Genomic DNA, 20,387 nt, shown 5'->3' with positions numbered 1-20,387 from the left:
ATAAATGGAAGAAGAGCAACAAATTATGCTGCAGATTAAAGATACATTGGTAACGCTCGACCTTGCCGAGCAATATTTTTGTTGCGACCTCGACAAGTGTCTTGGCGAGTGCTGCATAGAGGGTGACGCAGGCGCACCCATAACGCAAGAGGAGTATAAGAAGTTGGAAGAGATACTTCCGGTGATACATGACGACCTCACTCCTGCGGCGCAGCGTGAGATAGCCGAGCGTGGGGTGGGTTATGTCGATGAAGAGGGCGATCTTGTCACTACAATTGTCGACGGACGCAACTGCGTATTTACATGTTACGGTCCCGGTGGAATGTGTCAATGCGCCATTGAGAAGGCCTACCGTGAGGGACGCATAAGCGATTTCCGCAAACCTGCGTCATGTTATCTCTATCCCGTGAGAATTACCAAGTATCCCTCATTTACAGCCGTGAACTATCACCGCTGGAAAATATGCCGTTGCGCCGAAGTGCTTGGCAAGAAGGAGGGAATCAGGCTCTATAAATTCCTAAAAGAGCCGTTGACAAGCTACTTCGGTCGTGAATGGTACGAAGAGCTTGCAACGGCTTGTGAGGCGTATCTTGAGCAATACGGCAGCGGTGACAATCAATAGCGTCCCGTGTCGTAGAAATTCAGGATGCGGGTGCGCAGTATGAGTTCATAATGGGCTTGTATGCGCTCGGCTGTGGTGCGCAGTGCCTTGTTCTTGGCCTGCTCATACTCGCTCGGTGTGGCTCGTCCCAAGTTGTACTTTTCGCGCATCGCTTCAAAGGCTTTGTTGGCGGCATCTTCGGCGATGAGGCACGACTTTGAGCGTTCCTGTGCGCTTACTGCCTGATAGTAGGCTTGCTGAATGGTCTTGTACAGGCGGTTTTCGGCATCCTGATACTGCAACTTTGAAGCAACGTGCTGCACGCGTGCGCGCTTTACCGAGTTGCGTGTCGACAGTCCGTCAAATATGGGTATGCTCAACGAGAATCCGAAGTAGGTGTTGAAGTTGTCCTTCATCTGTCGGCTGAACGACGGATGCTCCATGCCTGTTACAGTATAGTAGCTGCTACCTATTCCGGCGTTGAATGACAGGCGGGGTATGTAGCCGCTTTGTGCAACCGAGATGTTACGCTCCGCTGCCGCTATTTCACCTCGCGCAGCCTTCAGGGTGTGATTGATGTTCAACGCATTGTTGTAGACCGATTCGGCAGGAAGGATGGGCTGCTCCTCACCATCGAGAGTCGTTATGTCAAAGTTGTCTATGTCGTCGAGCTCAAGCAGCTGGGCAAGGTCGACAAGCGCGAGGCGAGTGTCGTTGGCTGTGGTAGTTGCCTGGAGCTTATCCTGTGCAAGCTGTGACTCGGCCTCAAGCAGGTCGACTTCGGGTATTTTTCCCGCTTCGAGCAGTGCTCTCTGGCGCGTCAGCTCGTAGCTCGACAGTTCAACCTGGTTCAAGGCCACTTCATGAAGCTCCCTGTTGTACAGCACCTGCAGATAGGCTGTGATTACATTCAGCGTTATGTCATCCTTGGCGGCGGCATACTGCTCAATCACAGTGGAAAGATTGGCCTTGGCGAGTTGTATCTGACGCACGGTCGACAATCCGTTGAACACCGGGAGGGTGAACGATGCGCCCCATTGTGTATTGGAGGTATTTCTGTTGGCATAGGTGTTTTCGGCGGTAAGTCCTCGTCCTATGCTCCAGGATTGTCCTGCGCTTGCCGATACGTTGGGAAGTAGTTGCGATTTGGCCGATGTCACGCTCAGTTTCGATGATTCGATGTCGTTTTGACGCGTCTTTACGGTCAGGTTGTGCTCAACGGCGTAATTTATGCAGCTGTCGAGGCTCCATGTGTCGGCCCACATTGTGACGGTGGAAGCCGTGGCGATTGTCAACATCGCTATGATACGTTTCATGACTTTCGTTGTTGTGATGGCGTTAATCTTTCTTTTCATTACCACGGAGTTTGACATTCTTGTCGATGCCCGATTTCACCTCGATATTGATGCCGTTGGAAAGTCCGGTGGTTACTGCGCGGCGTTCAAACTGCTGCACGGGCTCTTCGGATGTGAGGCAATACACAAATGTGCTGTCGCCTACCCATTCGATCACTCCTTCAGGCACTGTGAGTACATTGCTAACTCCGTTTAGGTTAATGGTGGCATTTGCGCTGTAGCCGGCGCGCAGCTGTACTGAATCGGGCACTGTTATGGCCGCCTTTAGCTCAAATGTGTTGGAACCGTTTTCCTCGGTGCTTTTAGGAGCGATATATTCTATCACTGCATCGGGTGTTACATCGGGAATGGCGCCGATTGAAATCTTTGTGTTCATGCCGGTCTTTATCTGGCCCACTTCGGTTTCGTCGACTTTTCCTATGAAGAGGAGGTCGTTCATGTTGGCTATCTTGGCAACCGTGGTACCGTCGTTCATTGTATTGGCCTGGATTACCGATGTACCCACCTTCACGGGAACTTCAAGGATGAGGCCGTCGATTGTTGCACGCACAAGTGTGTTACTCTGTTGAGCATTGGCTGTCGATATACCGTCACGCACAATCGAGAGTGCGTCGATGGCCGACTCAAGTTCCTGTTGCGACTTGCGGTAGTCGGTCAGGGCCTGTTCATACTCTTCACGGCTCACAAACTTCTTGTCGTACAATGTCTTTGTGCGTTCATACACCAGTTTTGACTGCTCAAGCGAAATCTTTGCCACATCGACGCGGTTTTGAGCCGATGACAGCTGCGACTCTTCGGGGATTACCTTGATTTTAGCGATTATGTCGCCCTCCTTTACAATGTCGCCGGGCTCTACATTTATCTCCGATATAATACCGGAAATCTGCGGCTTGATTTCGATTTCGTCACGCGGCTCTATCTTGCCGGTGAGCACTGTCGTGCGTTCGATATTGCCTATTTCGGGCGTAACAATTTCATAAATCGTATCTTTCTTCTTGGAGTTGTAGAAAAGATAGACAAACGTGCCTACGAATATCACTGCGATAATCGTCCAAAGCAAAATTCGGAAAAACTTTTTCATTTTAAGTTATGATGTTATTTATTTTATTTATCGTTAAGTGCTTCGATGGGTTTTATGCGCATGGCCTTTATGGCGGGTATTGTTCCGGCTGCCGTTCCGAGCGTCAGGAACACTACAAGGATTATTATCGCCGAATAGAATGTAAGCTGGAAGGGTAGAGGCTCTTCGTTGATGGGCGGTGTTATCATTTCGGCTATTGCGAGTATTCCCGAGGCGAAGCATATTCCGGCTATTCCGGCGATGACGGTCAGTACGATGCTTTCCGACAGAACCTGCATGATTATGTCACGCGGCTTTGCTCCGATTGCTCGGCGTATTCCTATCTCCTGGGTGCGTTCCTTGACGATGATCCACATTATGTTGCCCACGCCTATGATTCCGGCAAGGAGCGATCCGAATCCAACGAACAGCACCAGCACATCGACACCGGTAAACATCTTGTCGATCATGTCAAACTCCTCCGAGATGTCCATGTACATGATTGCACGCTTGTCATCGGGATGGATGGGATGTGACAGTCGTATTATGCGTTCGATTTGTGGCTGCAGTTCGGCAGGAGTGTGACCGCTTTTAACATCTATCAAGGCCATGTCAACACGCGTACCGAGGTTGTAGGCTTTGCGCATCGTCGACAGCGGTATTGTGATCATGTTGTCGACATCACCGTTGATCTGCACTTCCGATTCTTGTCCGACGACTCCCACAACGCGGTAGTAAATGTTGTTTACCTCGATGAATTTACCGAGGGGATCGGTGCTGCCGAAGAGTTCTCCGGCCACGCGTTTGCCTATGCAGCACACTTTCTTGCTGTCGCGCTCGTCAGCTTCGTTGATGAAGCGTCCGCTATATATTACAGGAGTGAATATTTCGGGGAATGCGCTTTCGACTCCTTGCACCGACGCTTCGTAACTCTTTGTGCCGTAATGCAGCGAGGCTGAGCGATTGGACACTGCGCTCATCGCTTTTATATCGCTAACACTGTGGCGTATGTTGTCGATGTCGGTCTGTGTCAGTGACCAGTACATGCCCTTTTTATACCCTTTGTAGGGCATGCTTGTGCGGCTGGAGGCGATTATTGCCGAGTTAGTAGCGAAACCTTCAAATTGTCCGCGTAACATTCGCTGCATTCCTTGGGCTCCTCCCCACAGCATTGCAAGCATTGCAGTGCCCCAGAAGATTCCGAATGCGGTGAGGAATGTGCGTATCTTGTTGCGGGCAAGAGTGGCGGTTATCTCCTTCCAGTTGTCTATGTCGAATATAGGATTTTTCATTGTTGTCGTTTGAATGGTTTATTCAGTTCTCAATGCTTCGACAGGGCGTATCTTCAAGGCTCGCATCGCCGGGAATATTCCAGCAAGAGCTCCCGACACTATAAGCACTACCGTTACTTCAATGGCGAGTGACAGGTCGACTCTCGGGTCCTTTATGAAATCTCCGTCGGCAAATACCTGTGCCATTATTTCATTGCCTATCGTGCCGAGCAGTATTCCTATATAACCGAACAAGGTCGTCATTGCCACGCTTTCGATTATCACCTGAAGCAATATGTTGTGGGGGCGGGCTCCTATGGCGCGTCGTATGCCTATCTCATGGGTGCGTTCGCGAACCGATACAAACATGATGTTGCTGACTCCCACGATGCCGGTTATAAGCGTAAGCAAACCGATCACCCACATGGCTGTGTTGAGAACGCCTGCCGCTTCCTGGCTGTTAAGATAGGATGAAAAGCGATTCCACATCCACACCGCGCTTTCATCATCGGGGTTAAACTGATTGTATTTGGCCAACGTGGATTTGATGTTGCGTTCTACACGCTCTGCATCTTCCATGTTTTTTACGCCTTTTATGTCGACTTGGATGGAGTAGACCTTGTCGTCAAATCCTGATAACGCGCGAGCGGTCGTATAGGGAATGAAGGTGCCGCTGCGCCATTCATGTTCGTATATACCTACCAGGGTGAATGCTATTCCGTTGACATCGACAGTCTTGCCTATCGATGAACCGATGTTTTTGAAAAGCGTTTCGGCATCCTTCTTGTTAAGCACGATTACCTTGCGCATGTCATTGAGATCCTTTTCGTTGATGAAGCGACCATATATCATGGGCAGCTGCAACATTTTTTCGGTTCCGGGAAACACACCTGAATAGCTTGTGGTAATGTAGTCGAGCGGAGTCGATATTGTGCCGCTTTGATTCATTTCGGCCGTTGCCGAAGCCACATCATGGGGATTGTCGTTTTTAATCTCATCCAGATTTCGGTCACGCAGCTGTATGTATCGTCCCTCCTTTAACCCTTTGTAAGGCATTGATGTGTTGCCGGGATATACGGTTATCTTGTTGGGATTCTGGGCAAGTGACGATGACTGAAATGAGGTGAGTACCCCTTTGGATATTCCAAGCAATATGATAAGCATGAATATACCCCAGGCAACGGAAATTCCGGTGAGTGCGGTGCGCAGTTTGTTGGTGCGCATCGTTTGCCATATTTCATTGATAAGGTCAAACATTTTGTGCTGTCGGGGTTATTGGGTTATGATTCCGTCGGAAATGCGTATGATTCGGTTGGTCTGTGCTCCCACATTGGGGTCGTGCGTTACGATTACGGTTGTCATGCCTTCGGAGTTCAGTTGTCGGAACACCTGCATCACATCGACCGAAGTCTTGCTGTCGAGCGCTCCGGTGGGTTCGTCGGCAAGTATTATTGCAGGCTTGGTTATGAGTGCGCGGGCTATGGCTACGCGCTGCTTCTGTCCGCCCGACAGCTCTCCGGGAAGATGGTGAGCCCAGTCGGCAAGTCCCATGCGGTCGAGTTGCTCAAGTGCGAGTGCGTTGCGCTTGCGGCGTGACACGCCTTGGTAAAACAGTGGCAGGGCTACATTTTCAACCGCATTCTTGTAGTTGATGAGGTTGAATGACTGGAACACAAAACCAATCAGCTTGTTGCGAAGTTCGGCGGCTCGGTTTTCGCTGAGATTTTTTATCAATGTGCCGTCGAGAATGTACTCTCCGGTATCGTAGTTGTCGAGAATGCCAAGAATGTTGAGCAGAGTTGACTTTCCGGAACCCGATGCTCCCATGATTGCCACGAGTTCGCCACGTGCTATGTCGAGGTTGATTCCTTTCAGCACATGCAGGGGCACAGCGCCGGGATAAGTTTTATTGATATCTTCTAAATGTATCATTGCACTGTTATGTGGATGAATTTTGCTTTTTAGACGCAACAAGCTGATTAAAGGTTGCAGCAAATTTGAAAAAAATTATTGTTTGTGCGACAAAGTTATACAAAAATATCGTGTTATCCCTCCCTATTGTTAAAATAATGTTAAAATGCAATGGGTTTATTCTAATTATGACCTTATTTTTAACTGTGAATGCCGATAATTAACATATATTGCACAACTTAACGAAACAAACGTAAACATTTGTACCCCGTTATCGATGCTTACGCTCGCCAAAATCAAAATTTATTCGTATCTTTGATTACATCTTAGATACTCACGCTCGGCAATGCTCAAATACATTTGGCATTGCACTCGACTTATTCGTATCTTTGACTATAGTCTTAGATACTCACGCTCGGCAATGCTCAAATATATTTGGCATTGCACTCGACTTATTCGTATCTTTGATTACAGTATATTTTTAATTTAAAGTTAACCCTTAAAATAAGTGATATGGAGAAATACAACGCCTCTATCGAGGGACTTATGGAATTTATGGATGCCGGTGTGTGCAACTTTTTGGCCGTTGACACTCTTGCATCGATGCTTGACTCTCATGGATTCAAGAAGCTTGACCCGCGTGACGCATGGTCGTTGAAGCCGGGTGGGAAATACTATACGATAAAGAATCACTCGGCGCTCTTTGCATTTATTGTGGGTGAATGTGACGCTTCATCGGGATTCAAGATTATATCGGCCCATAGCGACTCTCCCGGATTCCGCATCAAGCCCCGTCCCGAAATGATGAGCGACGGCGGTGTCATGAAACTGAATACCGAAGTCTACGGAGGCCCTATACTATACACGTGGTTTGACCGCCCGCTGTCAATTGCCGGGCGTGTGTTGTTGCGTAGCAACGACCCCTTTAATCCTGAAACACGACTATTGCGCGTCAATCGTCCTATCATGACCATACCGCATCTGGCTATTCACTTCAACCGTCAGGTCAACGAAGGCAATCCGCTCTCCAAGCAGAAGGATATGCTCCCGGTTTTGGGTATCATCAAGCAGCAGGCCGAGCGTGACGGTTTCCTTCATCGTTTTGTAGCCGAAGAACTCGGTGTGGCGTCAAATGACATAATCGACTTTGACCTGTCGCTCTATGACACCACTAAGGCTTGCAGGGTGGGAGTTAACAATGAGTTCATCACTTCAGGCCGTCTTGATGATTTGTCGATGGTACACGCTGCCGTTTCGGCTCTGCTTGCTTCATCGGAGATGTGCAGGATGACGCGTGTCATGGCTATATTTGACAACGAGGAAACCGGTTCAGGTACGAAGCAGGGTGCAGCGTCACCGGTATTGGAGCATATATGTCGCAGAATAACCATGTCGCTTGGCGGAAACGAGGAGGATTATCTGAGAGCTGTGTCAAATTCATTCATGGTGTCGGCCGACAATGCGCATGCCCTGCATCCCAACTATGCGGAGAAGCATGATCCCACCAATCATCCGGTAGTGGGCGGCGGTCCCGTAATCAAGATAAATGCCAATTGCAAGTATATGACCGATGCCGATTCGGCGGCGGTGTTCAAGACTATATGCGACGAGGCCGGAGTGCCGTGTCAATACTTCGTCAACCACTCCGATGTGGCCGGAGGCTCGACACTCGGCAATATACTCACTTCGCAAATCGACCTCTGGGGCGTCGACATGGGTGCGGCTTTGTGGGCCATGCACTCGGTAAGGGAAACTGCATCGGTCGACGACCACCTCTACACGATAAAGGCGTTTACCAAATTCTATGACCTGTAGATACCTGACAACCGGCTTTAAAATAAAAAAGGAGGATTCAATCCTCCTTTTTTATTGACTCATCAAGCGCTCGCCACAGATTGTCGTCGGGAACGGGTGCCGTTACATCGATTTTGTTGCCGCTGACCGGATGTGTGAACTCAATGCGATGTGACATCAACGATATGCTTCCGTCGGGATTGCTGCGCTTGTCACCGTATTTCAAGTCACCTTTTATGGGACATCCTATGGCCGACAGCTGCACTCTTATCTGATGCTTGCGGCCTGTGAGCAGATTCACTTCAAGCAGATGGTAGCGGTCGGTCGATGCGATGTGACGGTATTTGAGCACCGCTTTCTGAGAGCCTTTCTTCTCGGTCAACGAGGCATAGGACTTGTTGTTTCGCTCGGTGGTGGTTATGTAGTGGGTGAGCGTGTCCTCCTCTTTAGGGGGAAGGTTGCGCGTTATTGCCCAATAGGTTTTGTTTACCTCGCCGTTGCGAAACATTTCGTTGAGTCGCGACAGGGCCTTTGATGTCTTGGCGAATATGACAAGACCGCCCACCGGCCTGTCAAGACGGTGTACAACTCCGCAGAATACGTTGCCGGGTTTGGCATACTTCTCCTTCAACCACAATTTGAGCGTTTCGACAAGCGGTGTGTCGCCGGTCTTGTCGCCTTGCACTATTTCACCGGGAGCCTTGTTGACTACAAGCAGGTGATTGTCCTCGTAAACGACTTCCATAGCTATGATTTAAAAATGCGGGCGCTTGTTGGGGCGCCCGCTTATTTGTGATGACGATAATATAGTCTTGATTAATCGATGCCAAGATCTTTCTTGACGGCTTCGATCTTAGCGTCGGCCTTGTTGTTGGCGTCGGCATAGTCGGCGTTGGTCTTCATCGAGCCTTTGACTTCGACATAGAACTTAATCTTGGGCTCGGTACCTGACGGGCGTATGGAAACCTTTGTGCCGTCCTCGGTGAAGTACTGGAGTACATTGCTTGTTGTGGGCATGTCCATCTTGGTGATTTCGCCGGTCTTGAGATTCTTCATGTTAAGGTCGGCATAATCCTTGACGATGACAACATCGCTGCCTGCAATCTGCTTGGGAGGATTGGCGCGGAACTCCTTCATGATGGCGATAATCTCTTCGGCGCCCGATTTGCCCTTGCGCACGAGTGAAACGCCTGCTTCGCGAGAGTATCCGTACTTGATGTATATGTCCTGAAGCATCTGGAGGAAGTTCATGCCCTTGGTCTTGGCCCATGCAAGAGCTTCGGCCATGAGTGATATAGCCGATACGGCGTCCTTGTCGCGGCAGAAGTCCTCGGCGAGGAATCCGTAGCTCTCTTCACCTCCACCGAGGTAGCGTCCTACGCCCTCATTGTCGCGGATTACGGCTGCAATCCATTTGAAGCCGGTGTAGCAGTCATACATCTTGAAGCCGTTCTGGTCGGCGATTGACTTTATCGTTTCGGTTGTCACGATGGTCTTTACGATGTACTCCTTGCCGGTGATGCGGCCGAGCTCCTTGTTGCGGGTCATGATGTAGTTGAGAAGTATCATGACAATCTGGTTGCCGTTGATGAGGACATACTCGCCGTTGTCGTCACGAAGCACACAGCCGATACGGTCGGCATCGGGGTCCGATGCGAGGATGAGGTCGGCTTCCACTTCCTTGGCCTTTGCGATAGCCATTGCCATTGCCGAGGGAACCTCGGGGTTGGGCGATTCTACGGTGGGGAAGTCACCGCTGGGTACATCCTGTTCGGGAACGTTGATGATGTTGGTGAATCCGTAGTTGCGCAGTGATGCGGGAATCAGTTTCACGCCTGTTCCGTGGATAGGGGTGTAGACGAGCTTGAGGTCGTGATATTGTGCCACGGCTTCGGGGCTGAGCTGAAGACCCTTGATTGCGGTGAGGAACTTCTGGTCCATTTCATCGCCGATGATGACGATCTTGGACTTGTCGCCCTCAAACTTGATTTCGCTTACGCTCTTGATCTTGTTTACGTTGTCAATGATGTTGACATCATGGGGAGCGATAATCTGAGCGCCGTCTGACCAATAGGCCTTATAGCCGTTATACTCCTTGGGGTTGTGGGAAGCTGTGATGTTGACACCGCTCTGGCAACCGAGTTCGCGGATTGCGAATGAAAGTTCGGGAGTGGGGCGGAAGCTGTCAAACAGATATGCCTTGATGCCGTTGGCCGAGAAGATGTCGGCAACGATTTCAGCATATTCACGGCTGTTGTTGCGCACGTCGTGGCCAACTACAACTGCTATTTCTGGCAGTTCGGCAAAAGCCTCCTTAAGATAGTTGGCAAGGCCCTGGGTGGCTGCACCTACAGTGTATTTGTTCATGCGGTTGCTACCTGCACCCATGATGCCGCGCAATCCACCGGTTCCGAATTCGAGGTCACGATAGAATGAATCGATGAGTTCGGTCTTATCTTCAGCATTTAGCATGCGTCGTACTTCAGCTTTGGTGGCTTCGTCATAACCGTCACCAAGCCACAGATTGGCTTTTTCGGTTACAACCTTCATAAGTTCGTCATTTTCCATATCGAATTTTTTTGGTATTTAGAAATATATTTATAAGGCAAAGATAGTGTTTTGAGTTATCTAAAGCAAATCTATTGTTAAAATAGTTACTCCAATTTTATTAAATAAAGTTACTACCATCGGAAATTGGATTTATGCTCCGAAGTGTTGCCGCATCGGTCGGTTACCTTCAGCACAACCTCATGATTGGTGTTTCGGGTAAAGCGTGACGGATCCATGGTAAACGAGAGTCGTCCCGTTTTTCCGTCGAGTTCAAACATCGCCCATTTTCCGTCGATTTCACCGCGATATTCGGTGATTCCGCTGAGATTGTCCGAAATTATGTAACTCACTCTTCCACGCTTGCCCCAGTTGGCCGGTGCTTCGGGCTTTATGACCGGAGGACGCGTGTCGGTGGTTACGGCAAATGATCCTAATCGGTTGGGAGTCCCCTGCATCTTGCCGTCGACATATTTTGCGTCGACAGCCGAGCGTCGCTTGCCGTCGATGCGCACAAGACAATATTTGTTTTTGTCGGGTACGGTGTCACGGTCAATGTCGATTTCAATTGTGTATTCGCCGCTTACGGGGATTGTTGTGTCGCCTACGGTGAATCGGTCGGTAACGTATCCGGCAATTGGTTCGGAAGTCACTTTCAGGTATATGTCGTCGTAGAATGTACCGGCCGGGAATGACGCTTTTATGCCGTTGCCCGAGTAAACGTTGTTGCCTTTCCACGAAAGCATGTCACCTTTATGGACGGCTTCGGGTATGTCGTGACGCACTCCCGTTATGGTGAACGGTACGCGGCGGGTGTTGCCGTGTTCATCCTCAAGAATCCACACGCACTTGTAGTCACGCTCCTCGTTGATGTCGAGCACGCCGTTGTCGACGGCTTCAATCATGTCGCCGAGCGGACGGGCGGCGGCAACGCGCGATGTCATCATCCATGAGTTGTTGCGCACTACGCCGGCATAGTCGACGATTGTGTTGATTCCGCGAGTGTTGTCGAAGCTGAATCGGTCGATGACACGCTTGTAGACCGGATTGCCGTCGACGGTGAGAGTGAGATATTTAACGCCGTAGATATTGGAGGTGCCCGACATCTTGTCGTAGGCTTTTATGGCCGGAGTCACTTTGCCCCATGCCTTGAAAGGTACCGATGCCTGCTGGGGCGAGTGGGTGACGGGTGACGAACCGCCGTTGACCACGCCTTCACCGTTGACAGGATATAGCGCCAGTGAGCGCAGCTCGGGAGCCACCTTGTCGGTGATGTACTGCTTGAAGTAGGGCATTGGGTCGAGGGCCTCTTCGGTCTTGGTGTCACGCACATCCATGTGGAGATGCGGACCACCCGACGATCCCGAGTTTCCGCTCAAGGCTATCTGCTCGCCGCGTTTTACCGGAATTTCATCGGGTGCAAACTCAAGGTCGACGGCAAATGACTCTTTTTCATATTGGAGCTTGCGCACCGGATTGTCTATTTTGGGCGAAAACGAACTCAGGTGACCGTAGACGGTGGTGAGTCCCGTAGCCGGATGGGTGATGTAGATAGCGCGTCCGAATCCCCAAGGCGACACGACTATGCGTGACACATATCCGTCATCGGCACTGTGTACGGGGATGCCGGTGCGTCCCTGGGTCTTGAAGTCGAGTCCCGAATGGAAGTGGTTGCTGCGTAACTCGCCGAAGTTTCCGCTCAAGTATAGCGGAATATTAAGAGGCTTGGCGAGTTGAACTTCGGTGCTCTGCGCTGAAGCGGGAAGCGTTATTGCTGCTGCGGTCAATAGTGAAAATATCTTGCAAATCATAGTTGATGTCGTTATTTCTATTCAAAGTTACGACATATAGGCTTAATGTAAAAATAGTGGCCGTGTCACATAACGCGGCACGGCCATTATTTATGTTTTTTTATAAAATCGATTATTTCATTGCGAATGCTGCCTGAGTAGCTGTCTGCTGGTAAGCCCAAACTCCGCTCTGTGACAGTTCGACAACCTGCATTGATCCGTCGGGGGTGATCATCTTTACATGAGAGTCGTCGATGAATGTCATGAGCTTGTAGCTTTCGCCCTCGTTAACTCTTACACTCCATGAGTCGTCGGCTGCATCGAAGTCAAGGCGTACGACGCTGTTGTCGTTTTCGCTTGTGATGGTGTAACCCTTGCCGTCGCACTCAACGAGGTAGCGACCGTCCTGTCCGTCTATTACTTTCTTACCGCAAGCCACGGGGTTGTTACCGCTCCAGAACTCGATTGTGTTGAACACGAGTACATCAGCCAGTGCTGAAACTTCGTATACCGGGATGATCCAGAATGCGAAGAATACGAGTTCGTTCACAAACTTGTTGCTGATAGTCTTGTTCCATGCCAATAGTTTGTTGGTAAGAGCAAAGTTACCAATACAGGATGTTGTCAACATCGAACCGGCTAAAGCGATTACGAGAGCAACACTCAGATACTTTTTTTTCATAATAGATAGTTGATTAAATTATAATGTGATTATGCTAATAGTTGAAACATAATTCAAACAGGCACGTTTTTACGAGCCCGGTTGTACATATCAAACACTTTTATCACGTAATTTGTTGTTTCCTTGCCACGAAAATATCCATATTTACACACAGGGTCGTTGTAATAGTCGGGATTTGCTTTCATCAACAGAGCTTCGGCGACGTTTCCACTCCACACTTGCGGGTTTTTGCCGTATTTTCGAGCCAACGCTATTGCATCGTATATGTGTGCGATGCCCGAGTTGTAGGCTGCGACTACAAACTTTTTCCGCTCCTCGGGGTCGGGAACGTAACGTGACAGCGACTTGTCGAGGTCGCGTATTATCGCCGTGGCTGTGCTTATGCTCGCTTCGGGGTTTGATATTCGGTTCATCGACAGTCCGTAGGCACGTGCCGTGCGGGGCATGATCTGCATGAGTCCGCGTGCTCCCGCCCATGACACAACCGTGGTGTCAAACCTGCTTTCGGCATATCCTTGTGAGGCAAGCATTCGCCAGTCCCAACCAATCTCCTTGGCATATTTCTTGAAGAGGTTGTCGTAGGGCGACATTCGGCCTTTTGACAGGTCGAGCGACAGTGACGGACTGTTTTTGCTCAGCTCGAAGTAACGCTTCAGCAACTTCTCCTGAGCCTGCCGCGGCTCGCTGCTGCCGATCCATGCGTTTATGCTGTCGGCCAGCCATGCCTTGTCAAGCGGCACTCCCCACGACGACCGTTGGGGAAGCTCACCTCAAGTGACACATCAAGGGAGTTATAGTAGGTTTTGTTCAACCGCGCAATGTCGCTGTCGACAATCGTTAGGGGTATCTTGCCCGATGACACCATCTCTATCAAGTCCTCGGTAATCAATGTGTCCTGGTCGACAACATGCATCATTATGCCTCCTCCCAGCTCGTCGTTGAGATTGGCAAGACGATGCTGGTACTTGGAGTCCTTCTCTACGTAGACTTCACGCCCTACAAGCTGCGTCACATCGGTGATGAGCGAGTCGGGATTGCCTTTGGGTTGTACGAGCACCTGATGTGTTATGTTTTCAACACCGCAGGGAATCACCCTGTCGCGGTTGGCGGCGATGATTGGAATCTCGTAGGCTGCGAGGTCTACTTTGCCCGAATCGAGCATTTCAAGCAGCGAGGATATGCTTGGAGCAACTACAAGGTCGATATAGACGCCCTTGTCGGCACCAAACTGCTTTATAAGATCGTAGTCGTAGCCCATCTGTTCTTCACGGTAGATGAAGTAGGAGAGGGGACTGTAGAGAGTTCCCACTCTTAACGTGTCGGGGATGCTGTGTATGGAATCGGCGGCCTCGGCTGATTCAGAGGTTGAGCCGCCTCGGCATGAGTATGCCAGGGTGCACACGAGCAACACCGATAGTAACATTGTTGCAAGACTACGCATGATGTCGCGCTTTTAGGAGCTTGTTAATACTTGAATGTACCCTTATCCGAGATGATGGTGAGCATATTGGCCGGCGCATCCTCCACGCGTCCGATGATGCGGGCCGGGATGCCCATTGATTCTGAAATCTCGATGACGCAAGCAGCATCCTCGGGTGCTACGTATATCTCCATGCGGTGACCCATGTTGAACACCTTGTACATCTCTTTCCAGTCGGTTCCCGATTCGCGCTGAATCAGGTCAAACAGAGGAGGAACGGGGAAGAGGTTGTCCTTTATCACATGCTTGTCGGTGACGAAGTGCATAACTTTGGTCTGGGCTCCGCCCGAGCAGTGTACCATTCCGTCAATCTTGTCACGCATCTCGTCGAGAAGCTTCTTGATAACGGGGGCGTAGGTGCGGGTGGGCGACAGAACGAGCTTTCCGGCGTTGACGGGTGCGTTGTCGACGGCGTCGGTGAGACCCATCGAACCTGAATATACCAGCTCTACAGGCACTGCTGCATCATAGCTCTCGGGATACTTGATAGCGAGGTCGTGCTTAAACACATCGTGACGCGCCGAAGTCAATCCGTTGGAACCCATTCCGCCGTTATACTCTTTTTCATAAGCGGCCTGTCCGTAGCTGGCAAGTCCCACGATCACATCGCCGCCCTTTATGTTGGCGTTGTCGATTACATCGCTGCGACGCATGCGGCATGTTACCGTGCTGTCGACGATTATCGTGCGAACGAGGTCGCCTACATCGGCTGTTTCACCTCCGGTGCTGTATATCGACACTCCCATTCCGCGAAGCTCTTCAAGCAGCTCTTCGGTGCCGTTGATTATGGCGGCTATTACTTCGCCCGGAATCAGCATCTTGTTGCGTCCGATTGTTGAGCTTACGAGTATGTTGTCGGTTGCACCTACACAGAGCAGGTCGTCGATGTTCATTATAAGGGCGTCCTGTGCTATGCCTTTCCACACGCTCAGGTCGCCGGTTTCTTTCCAATATATATAGGCTAATGATGATTTGGTTCCGGCTCCGTCGGCGTGCATTATGTTGCAGTACTCCGAATCATTGCCGAGGTAGTCGGGAATGATTTTACAGAAAGCTTTTGGGTAAAGACCTTTGTCAACATTCTTGATTGCATTGTGGACATCCTCCTTTGAGGCCGATACTCCACGCATGTCATATCGCTGATCGCTCATAGTTTATATTGAAGTTTATGATGTTACAGATACAGAATCAATAGCAAGTAGCACAGCACCGCGGGTGAAACGCACAGCAGCGAGTCGATGCGGTCGAGTATGCCTCCGTGACCGGGCATTATGGTGCCTGAATCCTTTACGTGCAGGGTGCGCTTTATCATCGATTCGACGAGATCGCCCCATGTGGCGAATATCGACACGACAACCGACATGGCCACCATAAGCGATAGCTTCACGGGTGCGAATGTCGCAGGCCACAGGTTCATGATGAGCAGTGCGGTGGCGATGCAGAACACCAATCCGCCCCAGAATCCCTCCCATGACTTCTTGGGTGATATGCGCGGGAACAACGGGTGCCGGCCTATAGAGCTGCCTACGATGAAGGCTCCGGTGTCGTTGAGCCATATAAAAATGAACATCGCCAATACGAGGTAGGGCGATATGGCATATATGCACGACATCATCGCCAGGGGGAAGCCGATGTAGAGTTGGCCCATCATGGAGTAGGCAAGATTGACCAGCGGAGATTTGTCCTGGATGTACAGCTGCATGATGAAGCGTACAAGGAAATAGCCCAGATAGGCGGCAAACGGGGTATATATATTAAATGACACGGCACACCATGTCGAGGTGATAAGTGCGATTGCTCCCAAAATGTCGACTATGCATGTAGCCGTACTCTTTTTGGTGGTGCTTACATGACTTAATTTGAAAAATTCAATAAGCGCCAATATTGCAAACAACAGACATAACGCGAGGAATGTCCATCGATTTATGAGTATGGCCGCCACGATAAGAGCCACATACACGGCTCCCGAAAGGCTTCGCAACAATAAATTCTTCATTTACTCGGTCAATAATTTAAATTGAGCTTCAAAAGTACGTAAAAAAAGTGATATTGGGAAATATTAGATAATATATGACCTAAAAAAAGCTTTCGACAATCATTGCGGTGACGGTCGAAAGCTTATTGCGTGTTGGCTCTTATTGTTGCGGAAGAGTCAATTTGTTATTTGAACAACATCGGGGCGAGCTGATAGAGGCTGCGGCGCCATGTGAGGAATTCATGGGCTGTGCCGGGCGAAACGTAGGACACAGCATTGTAGCCTGCATCCTTCAATGCCTTGGCGGCGGCTGTAACGCCTTCGGGGTTCTCCTTGCTTCCGCAGCTGATGAAGGCGAGTTTTACACCGCTGTCCTTCAAGTCCTCGGGAGCGTAAGTTCCGCCGCTGAGCAGTCCGTAGTAACCGAACACCTCGGGACGACGGGTAGTGATGAGCTTGGTTTCAACGCCTCCCATCGAGAGTCCGGCCATTGCGCGATGATCCTTGTCGGGAATTGTGTTGAAATTGGCGTCGATATAGGGAATGAGCTCGTCGATGAGCAGCTTCTCAAACTCCTTTGCGTCAAATGAGTCGATGGTGCCGAACTTAACGTTGTTGGTCAGTCCGTAGGTCATCACGATGATAAACGGATCGATTTTGCCCTCGGCGATGAGGTTGTCCATGATGAGGTTGGCGTGACCTTGGCTTGACCATGCGGTTTCGTCCTCGCCCCATCCGTGCTGAAGATAGAGTACGGGGTACTTCTTGTTGCTCTTTCCATACTCCGGGGGAGTGTAAACGAATGCGCGCTGATGGGTGCCTGTGCTCGGTGAGTTGAACAGCACTTGCTGTACATTGCCGTGGGGAACATCCTTCAAGGCATAGAAGTCACGGTCATGGGCGGGAATCTCGATACCGCTTTCCCAACGGCATGAGCCGAAGTAGTTGAGTGTGCCGGGGTCGTTAAACGTTCCGTCGTCGACAATAAGGTGATAGTAGTGGAAACCTTCGTCCATAGGTCCTGCGGTTGTTCCCATCCAGGAGCCGTCGGCCTGCTTTTCGAGTTTTGTGCCTCCGCTGCCACCAAGACCCAATGTCACGGTTACCGATTTTGCTTCGGGAGCGTCAACCTTGAAACGTGCATAACCTTGAGAGTTTACCATGGGATACTCCTTACCGGGGTGATTCTTGGTTGAAGGAACAAAGTCTTCCTTTACCTGGCCTTGAGCCATGAACGATGTGCTCAGCAACAGAGTCACTGCACATGCTGAAATTTGTAATAACTGGTTCATGATGTTTTGTGATTATTGGTTATTACAAAATTAGTCACTATTTAATGCCCTGGGTGTTACTTGTGTTTCAAAAATCTTTGATTATGAAACGTTACATTGGAAAAGTTTTGAAAAAATAGATAAAATATTTTGGTTGGAATATTAATTATGTTAATTTTGCATTTAAGCGTTAATTGCGATGAATATAAGTGCATGTGCTTAAAAACAATTAACGATTAAGATTGTTAACGTTATATAATATAAATGGAAACCTCATGTAGGTTCTACATTAATTAAAATATGAAGAAAGCGACTATCTGGTTTTTGACAATAATAATGGCGCTGACCTTTTGCGGGTTGTTGTACCTTCAGATTATGTATATGAAAAACATAATCAGGATGCGTGACGACCAATTCTCGGAAGGTGTGCGCCGTAGCCTGTATAGCGTTTCCACTACGCTTGAGCAGGATGAAACCCGGCATTTCCTTGAGGAGGATGCCGCTGCGATAGAACAGTCGATATATTCCCAGCTTGACGCATCGTTGCCCGGCAAGGATGCGCTGAAGTATTCGTTCCCGAAGGCCGACAACCTTGATGTCAAGCCGTTGACTGAACGGAGTGGCAGTAAGGTCAACAAGGACCGGTACCGCAACATGCAGGAGAATATACGCGGCCAGTATCTCTATCAGAAAGGATTGCTGAATGAGGTGATTCTCAATATACTGAGTCAGTCGAGCAACCGTCCTATTGTGGAGCGTGCTGACTCGGCCACGGTTGCGGGCTATCTGCACTCCGAGTTTGAGAACAACGGATTGAATCTGCCGTTTGAGTTTGCCGTCGTCAATCGTTCCGGACGCGTCATCTACAGCTCTTCGGGTTATGAGGCCAACCATGCCGGCAAGAATAACATGTTTGTGCAGACTCTGTTCCCCAACGATCCGGTGAGCAAGATGAATTATATAAAGGTGTATTTCCCCACCAAGAAGGACTACATCTTTTCGTCGGTCAAGTTTATGATACCGTCGTTTATCTTCACCTTCATTCTGCTTGTGATATTTCTCTACACCATCATCATAGCGTTTAAACAGAAACGCCTTACCGAGATGAAGAATGACTTCATCAACAACATGACGCATGAGTTTAAGACGCCCATTTCGTCAATATCGCTTGCCGCGCAGATGCTCAATGATGACTCGGTGCGCAAGTCGCCGACCATGATGCAGCACATCGCCACGGTGATAAATGATGAAACGAAGCGACTGCGTTTTCAGGTAGAGAAGGTGTTGCAGATGTCGATGTTTGACCGTCAGAAGGCGACTTTGCGACTTCAGGAAATAGATGCTAACAAGGCAATCGCCAACATTGTGTCGACATTCAAGCTCAAGGTCGAGAGCTACGGAGGCAAGATTGAAAGCGACCTTGCAGCTTATGACGCTATAGTCGAGGTGGATGAAATGCATTTTACCAATGTCATTTTCAACCTTCTCGACAACGCTGTTAAATACCGTCGTGAGGATGAGCCGCTGATGCTTAAGGTGGCTACGGCCGACATCTCGGGCAATCGCTTTGAGATAAGGATATCCGACAACGGAATAGGCATAAAGCGTGACGACCTCAAGAAGATATTTGAAAAATTCTATCGCGTATCTACGGGCAACCGCCACGATGTGAAGGGTTTCGGTCTTGGACTTGCTTATGTCCACAAGATGGTTACCGAGCTGAAGGGCGACATTCGCGTAGAGAGCGAACTTGGAATAGGAACAACATTTATAATTATATTACCACTTACTAAAAACTAAACTATTATGGAAGAGCGTTTGCGTATATTACTATGCGAGGATGACGAGAATCTTGGCATGTTGCTGCGAGAATATCTTCAGGCAAAGGGATTCAATGCCGACTTGTTTCCTGACGGAGAGGCCGGTTATAAAGCATTCCTTAAGGGAAAATACGATTTATGTGTCCTGGATGTGATGATGCCTAAAAAGGACGGATTTGCATTGGCACAGGAAATTCGCACTGTCAATTCAGAGGTTCCTATCATTTTCCTCACCGCCAAGTCTTTGAAGGAAGATATACTTGAGGGCTTCAAAATCGGAGCCGACGACTATATCACCAAACCTTTCTCTATGGAGGAACTCGTGTTCCGTATCGAAGCCATATTGCGTCGTGTAAAGGGAAAGAAGGGTAAGGAGATTACCATGTACAAGATCGGACGCTTTACTTTTGACACCCAGAAGCAAGTGTTGATGATCGACGACAAGGTGACAAAGCTTACCACCAAGGAGTCGGAGCTGTTGAGCCTTCTCTGTGCCCATGTTAATGAGATTCTTGAACGTAACTTCGCGCTTAAGACCATCTGGATCGACGACAACTACTTCAATGCACGTTCGATGGATGTTTACATCACCAAGCTGCGTAAGCACTTGAAGGATGATCCTTCGATTGAAATCATCAACATCCACGGCAAGGGCTACAAGCTCATCGCCCCCGAAGTTGAATCGAAGACAAAGTAAACACCCTTCATTGAATACACCGAAACATCGCAGGCGACCCTCCCCACCGAGGGCCGCCTGTCATGCTGTTATTACCATGCTGTTAACGCAATGCTGTTATCGCCATGCTGCCATTGCGATGCTTCAACCGACA

18 protein-coding genes are annotated in these 20,387 nt (G+C 49.5%); 4 read left to right on the top strand and 14 right to left on the bottom strand.

The annotated features are described in order from the left end of the window. Positions 1-25: 25 nt before the first annotated feature. Positions 26-622: a DUF3109 family protein gene (locus tag E7746_RS07260; RefSeq protein ID WP_123396936.1), complete on the top strand. Its 597-nt coding sequence runs from the start codon at positions 26-28 to the stop codon at positions 620-622. Here the strand turns inward: E7746_RS07260 and E7746_RS07255 are convergent. From E7746_RS07255 to E7746_RS07235, 5 genes are read right to left on the bottom strand one after another with little or no spacing between them, the layout of a single operon-like run. Continuing rightward, positions 616-1,917: a TolC family protein gene (locus E7746_RS07255; RefSeq protein WP_168184330.1), complete on the bottom strand. Its 1,302-nt coding sequence runs from the start codon at positions 1,915-1,917 to the stop codon at positions 616-618. The two genes, E7746_RS07260 and E7746_RS07255, sit on opposite strands and share 7 nt — an antisense overlap. A gap of 22 nt (positions 1,918-1,939) precedes the next feature. Further along, positions 1,940-3,037, bottom strand: coding sequence for an efflux RND transporter periplasmic adaptor subunit (locus E7746_RS07250; RefSeq protein WP_136410339.1), 1,098 nt, complete (start codon positions 3,035-3,037; stop codon positions 1,940-1,942). Positions 3,038-3,060: 23 nt separating this feature from the next. Next, positions 3,061-4,308 (bottom strand): ABC transporter permease, encoded by a 1,248-nt coding sequence (locus E7746_RS07245; RefSeq protein ID WP_136410338.1) that lies wholly within the window; start codon positions 4,306-4,308, stop codon positions 3,061-3,063. 18 nt (positions 4,309-4,326) lie between these two features. Further along, positions 4,327-5,544, bottom strand: a complete 1,218-nt coding sequence (locus E7746_RS07240; RefSeq protein ID WP_136410337.1) for an ABC transporter permease — start codon at positions 5,542-5,544, stop codon at positions 4,327-4,329. Between the two features lie 15 nt (positions 5,545-5,559). Then, positions 5,560-6,219 carry an ABC transporter ATP-binding protein gene (locus E7746_RS07235; protein WP_136410336.1) on the bottom strand — a complete coding sequence of 220 codons (660 nt, stop codon included), beginning with the start codon at positions 6,217-6,219 and terminating at the stop codon, positions 5,560-5,562. Positions 6,220-6,711: 492 nt separating this feature from the next. Between E7746_RS07235 and E7746_RS07230 the strand changes: the two genes are divergently transcribed. After that, positions 6,712-8,013 (top strand): M18 family aminopeptidase, encoded by a 1,302-nt coding sequence (locus E7746_RS07230; protein ID WP_136410335.1) that lies wholly within the window; start codon positions 6,712-6,714, stop codon positions 8,011-8,013. Between the two features lie 37 nt (positions 8,014-8,050). Here E7746_RS07230 and E7746_RS07225 read toward each other — a convergent pair whose 3' ends face one another. The 9 genes from E7746_RS07225 to E7746_RS07190 form a co-directional block, all read right to left on the bottom strand. Next, positions 8,051-8,737, bottom strand: coding sequence for an RluA family pseudouridine synthase (locus E7746_RS07225; RefSeq protein ID WP_135947481.1), 687 nt, complete (start codon positions 8,735-8,737; stop codon positions 8,051-8,053). Between the two features lie 71 nt (positions 8,738-8,808). Continuing rightward, a complete protein-coding gene (locus E7746_RS07220; RefSeq protein WP_136410334.1) occupies positions 8,809-10,560 on the bottom strand; it encodes a phospho-sugar mutase in 1,752 nt (583 codons plus the stop codon). A gap of 113 nt (positions 10,561-10,673) precedes the next feature. After that, positions 10,674-12,350, bottom strand: coding sequence for a M23 family metallopeptidase (locus E7746_RS07215; RefSeq protein ID WP_136410333.1), 1,677 nt, complete (start codon positions 12,348-12,350; stop codon positions 10,674-10,676). A gap of 112 nt (positions 12,351-12,462) precedes the next feature. Beyond that, positions 12,463-13,011, bottom strand: a complete 549-nt coding sequence (locus tag E7746_RS07210) for a DUF3332 domain-containing protein (RefSeq protein WP_123396946.1) — start codon at positions 13,009-13,011, stop codon at positions 12,463-12,465. A 53-nt stretch (positions 13,012-13,064) separates the two neighbouring features. Continuing rightward, positions 13,065-13,751, bottom strand: coding sequence for a transglycosylase SLT domain-containing protein (locus E7746_RS15255; protein ID WP_238337362.1), 687 nt, complete (start codon positions 13,749-13,751; stop codon positions 13,065-13,067). Beyond that, positions 13,715-14,452: a transporter substrate-binding domain-containing protein gene (locus E7746_RS15250; RefSeq protein WP_238337361.1), complete on the bottom strand. Its 738-nt coding sequence runs from the start codon at positions 14,450-14,452 to the stop codon at positions 13,715-13,717. The genes E7746_RS15255 and E7746_RS15250 overlap by 37 nt, the downstream gene beginning before the upstream one ends. 23 nt (positions 14,453-14,475) lie before the next feature. Beyond that, positions 14,476-15,642 (bottom strand): AIR synthase related protein, encoded by a 1,167-nt coding sequence (locus E7746_RS07200; protein WP_136410332.1) that lies wholly within the window; start codon positions 15,640-15,642, stop codon positions 14,476-14,478. A 23-nt stretch (positions 15,643-15,665) separates the two neighbouring features. Next, positions 15,666-16,487, bottom strand: a complete 822-nt coding sequence (locus E7746_RS07195; protein WP_136410331.1) for a phosphatidate cytidylyltransferase — start codon at positions 16,485-16,487, stop codon at positions 15,666-15,668. A gap of 164 nt (positions 16,488-16,651) precedes the next feature. Next, positions 16,652-17,758 carry an alpha/beta hydrolase gene (locus E7746_RS07190; RefSeq protein ID WP_136410330.1) on the bottom strand — a complete coding sequence of 369 codons (1,107 nt, stop codon included), beginning with the start codon at positions 17,756-17,758 and terminating at the stop codon, positions 16,652-16,654. A gap of 279 nt (positions 17,759-18,037) precedes the next feature. Between E7746_RS07190 and E7746_RS07185 the strand changes: the two genes are divergently transcribed. Together E7746_RS07185 and rprY are read left to right on the top strand one after the other, a co-directional pair. After that, a complete protein-coding gene (locus tag E7746_RS07185; protein ID WP_123396951.1) occupies positions 18,038-19,537 on the top strand; it encodes a sensor histidine kinase in 1,500 nt (499 codons plus the stop codon). Between the two features lie 6 nt (positions 19,538-19,543). Next, positions 19,544-20,254 (top strand): response regulator transcription factor RprY, encoded by a 711-nt coding sequence (gene rprY, locus E7746_RS07180; RefSeq protein WP_123396952.1) that lies wholly within the window; start codon positions 19,544-19,546, stop codon positions 20,252-20,254. Positions 20,255-20,387: the final 133 nt, after the last annotated feature.

This window comes from Muribaculum gordoncarteri, from assembly GCF_004803695.1.
GTDB lineage: Bacteria > Bacteroidota > Bacteroidia > Bacteroidales > Muribaculaceae > Muribaculum > Muribaculum gordoncarteri.
Note: the sequence above shows the minus strand (reverse complement) of the source record. Positions and strands in the feature narration are given on the sequence as shown.

Excerpts from the sequence above, each read along its gene's own strand:
- E7746_RS07260 (WP_123396936.1), top strand. The coding sequence starts at position 26 with ATGCTGCAGATTAAAGATACATTGGTAACGCTCGACCTTGCCGAGCAA.
- E7746_RS07255 (WP_168184330.1), bottom strand. The coding sequence starts at position 1,917 with ATGAAACGTATCATAGCGATGTTGACAATCGCCACGGCTTCCACCGTC.
- E7746_RS07250 (WP_136410339.1), bottom strand. The coding sequence starts at position 3,037 with ATGAAAAAGTTTTTCCGAATTTTGCTTTGGACGATTATCGCAGTGATA.
- E7746_RS07245 (WP_136410338.1), bottom strand. The coding sequence starts at position 4,308 with ATGAAAAATCCTATATTCGACATAGACAACTGGAAGGAGATAACCGCC.
- E7746_RS07240 (WP_136410337.1), bottom strand. The coding sequence starts at position 5,544 with ATGTTTGACCTTATCAATGAAATATGGCAAACGATGCGCACCAACAAA.
- E7746_RS07235 (WP_136410336.1), bottom strand. The coding sequence starts at position 6,219 with ATGATACATTTAGAAGATATCAATAAAACTTATCCCGGCGCTGTGCCC.
- E7746_RS07230 (WP_136410335.1), top strand. The coding sequence starts at position 6,712 with ATGGAGAAATACAACGCCTCTATCGAGGGACTTATGGAATTTATGGAT.
- E7746_RS07225 (WP_135947481.1), bottom strand. The coding sequence starts at position 8,737 with ATGGAAGTCGTTTACGAGGACAATCACCTGCTTGTAGTCAACAAGGCT.
- E7746_RS07220 (WP_136410334.1), bottom strand. The coding sequence starts at position 10,560 with ATGGAAAATGACGAACTTATGAAGGTTGTAACCGAAAAAGCCAATCTG.
- E7746_RS07215 (WP_136410333.1), bottom strand. The coding sequence starts at position 12,350 with ATGATTTGCAAGATATTTTCACTATTGACCGCAGCAGCAATAACGCTT.
- E7746_RS07210 (WP_123396946.1), bottom strand. The coding sequence starts at position 13,011 with ATGAAAAAAAAGTATCTGAGTGTTGCTCTCGTAATCGCTTTAGCCGGT.
- E7746_RS15250 (WP_238337361.1), bottom strand. The coding sequence starts at position 14,452 with ATGCGTAGTCTTGCAACAATGTTACTATCGGTGTTGCTCGTGTGCACC.
- E7746_RS07200 (WP_136410332.1), bottom strand. The coding sequence starts at position 15,642 with ATGAGCGATCAGCGATATGACATGCGTGGAGTATCGGCCTCAAAGGAG.
- E7746_RS07195 (WP_136410331.1), bottom strand. The coding sequence starts at position 16,487 with ATGAAGAATTTATTGTTGCGAAGCCTTTCGGGAGCCGTGTATGTGGCT.
- E7746_RS07190 (WP_136410330.1), bottom strand. The coding sequence starts at position 17,758 with ATGAACCAGTTATTACAAATTTCAGCATGTGCAGTGACTCTGTTGCTG.
- E7746_RS07185 (WP_123396951.1), top strand. The coding sequence starts at position 18,038 with ATGAAGAAAGCGACTATCTGGTTTTTGACAATAATAATGGCGCTGACC.
- rprY (WP_123396952.1), top strand. The coding sequence starts at position 19,544 with ATGGAAGAGCGTTTGCGTATATTACTATGCGAGGATGACGAGAATCTT.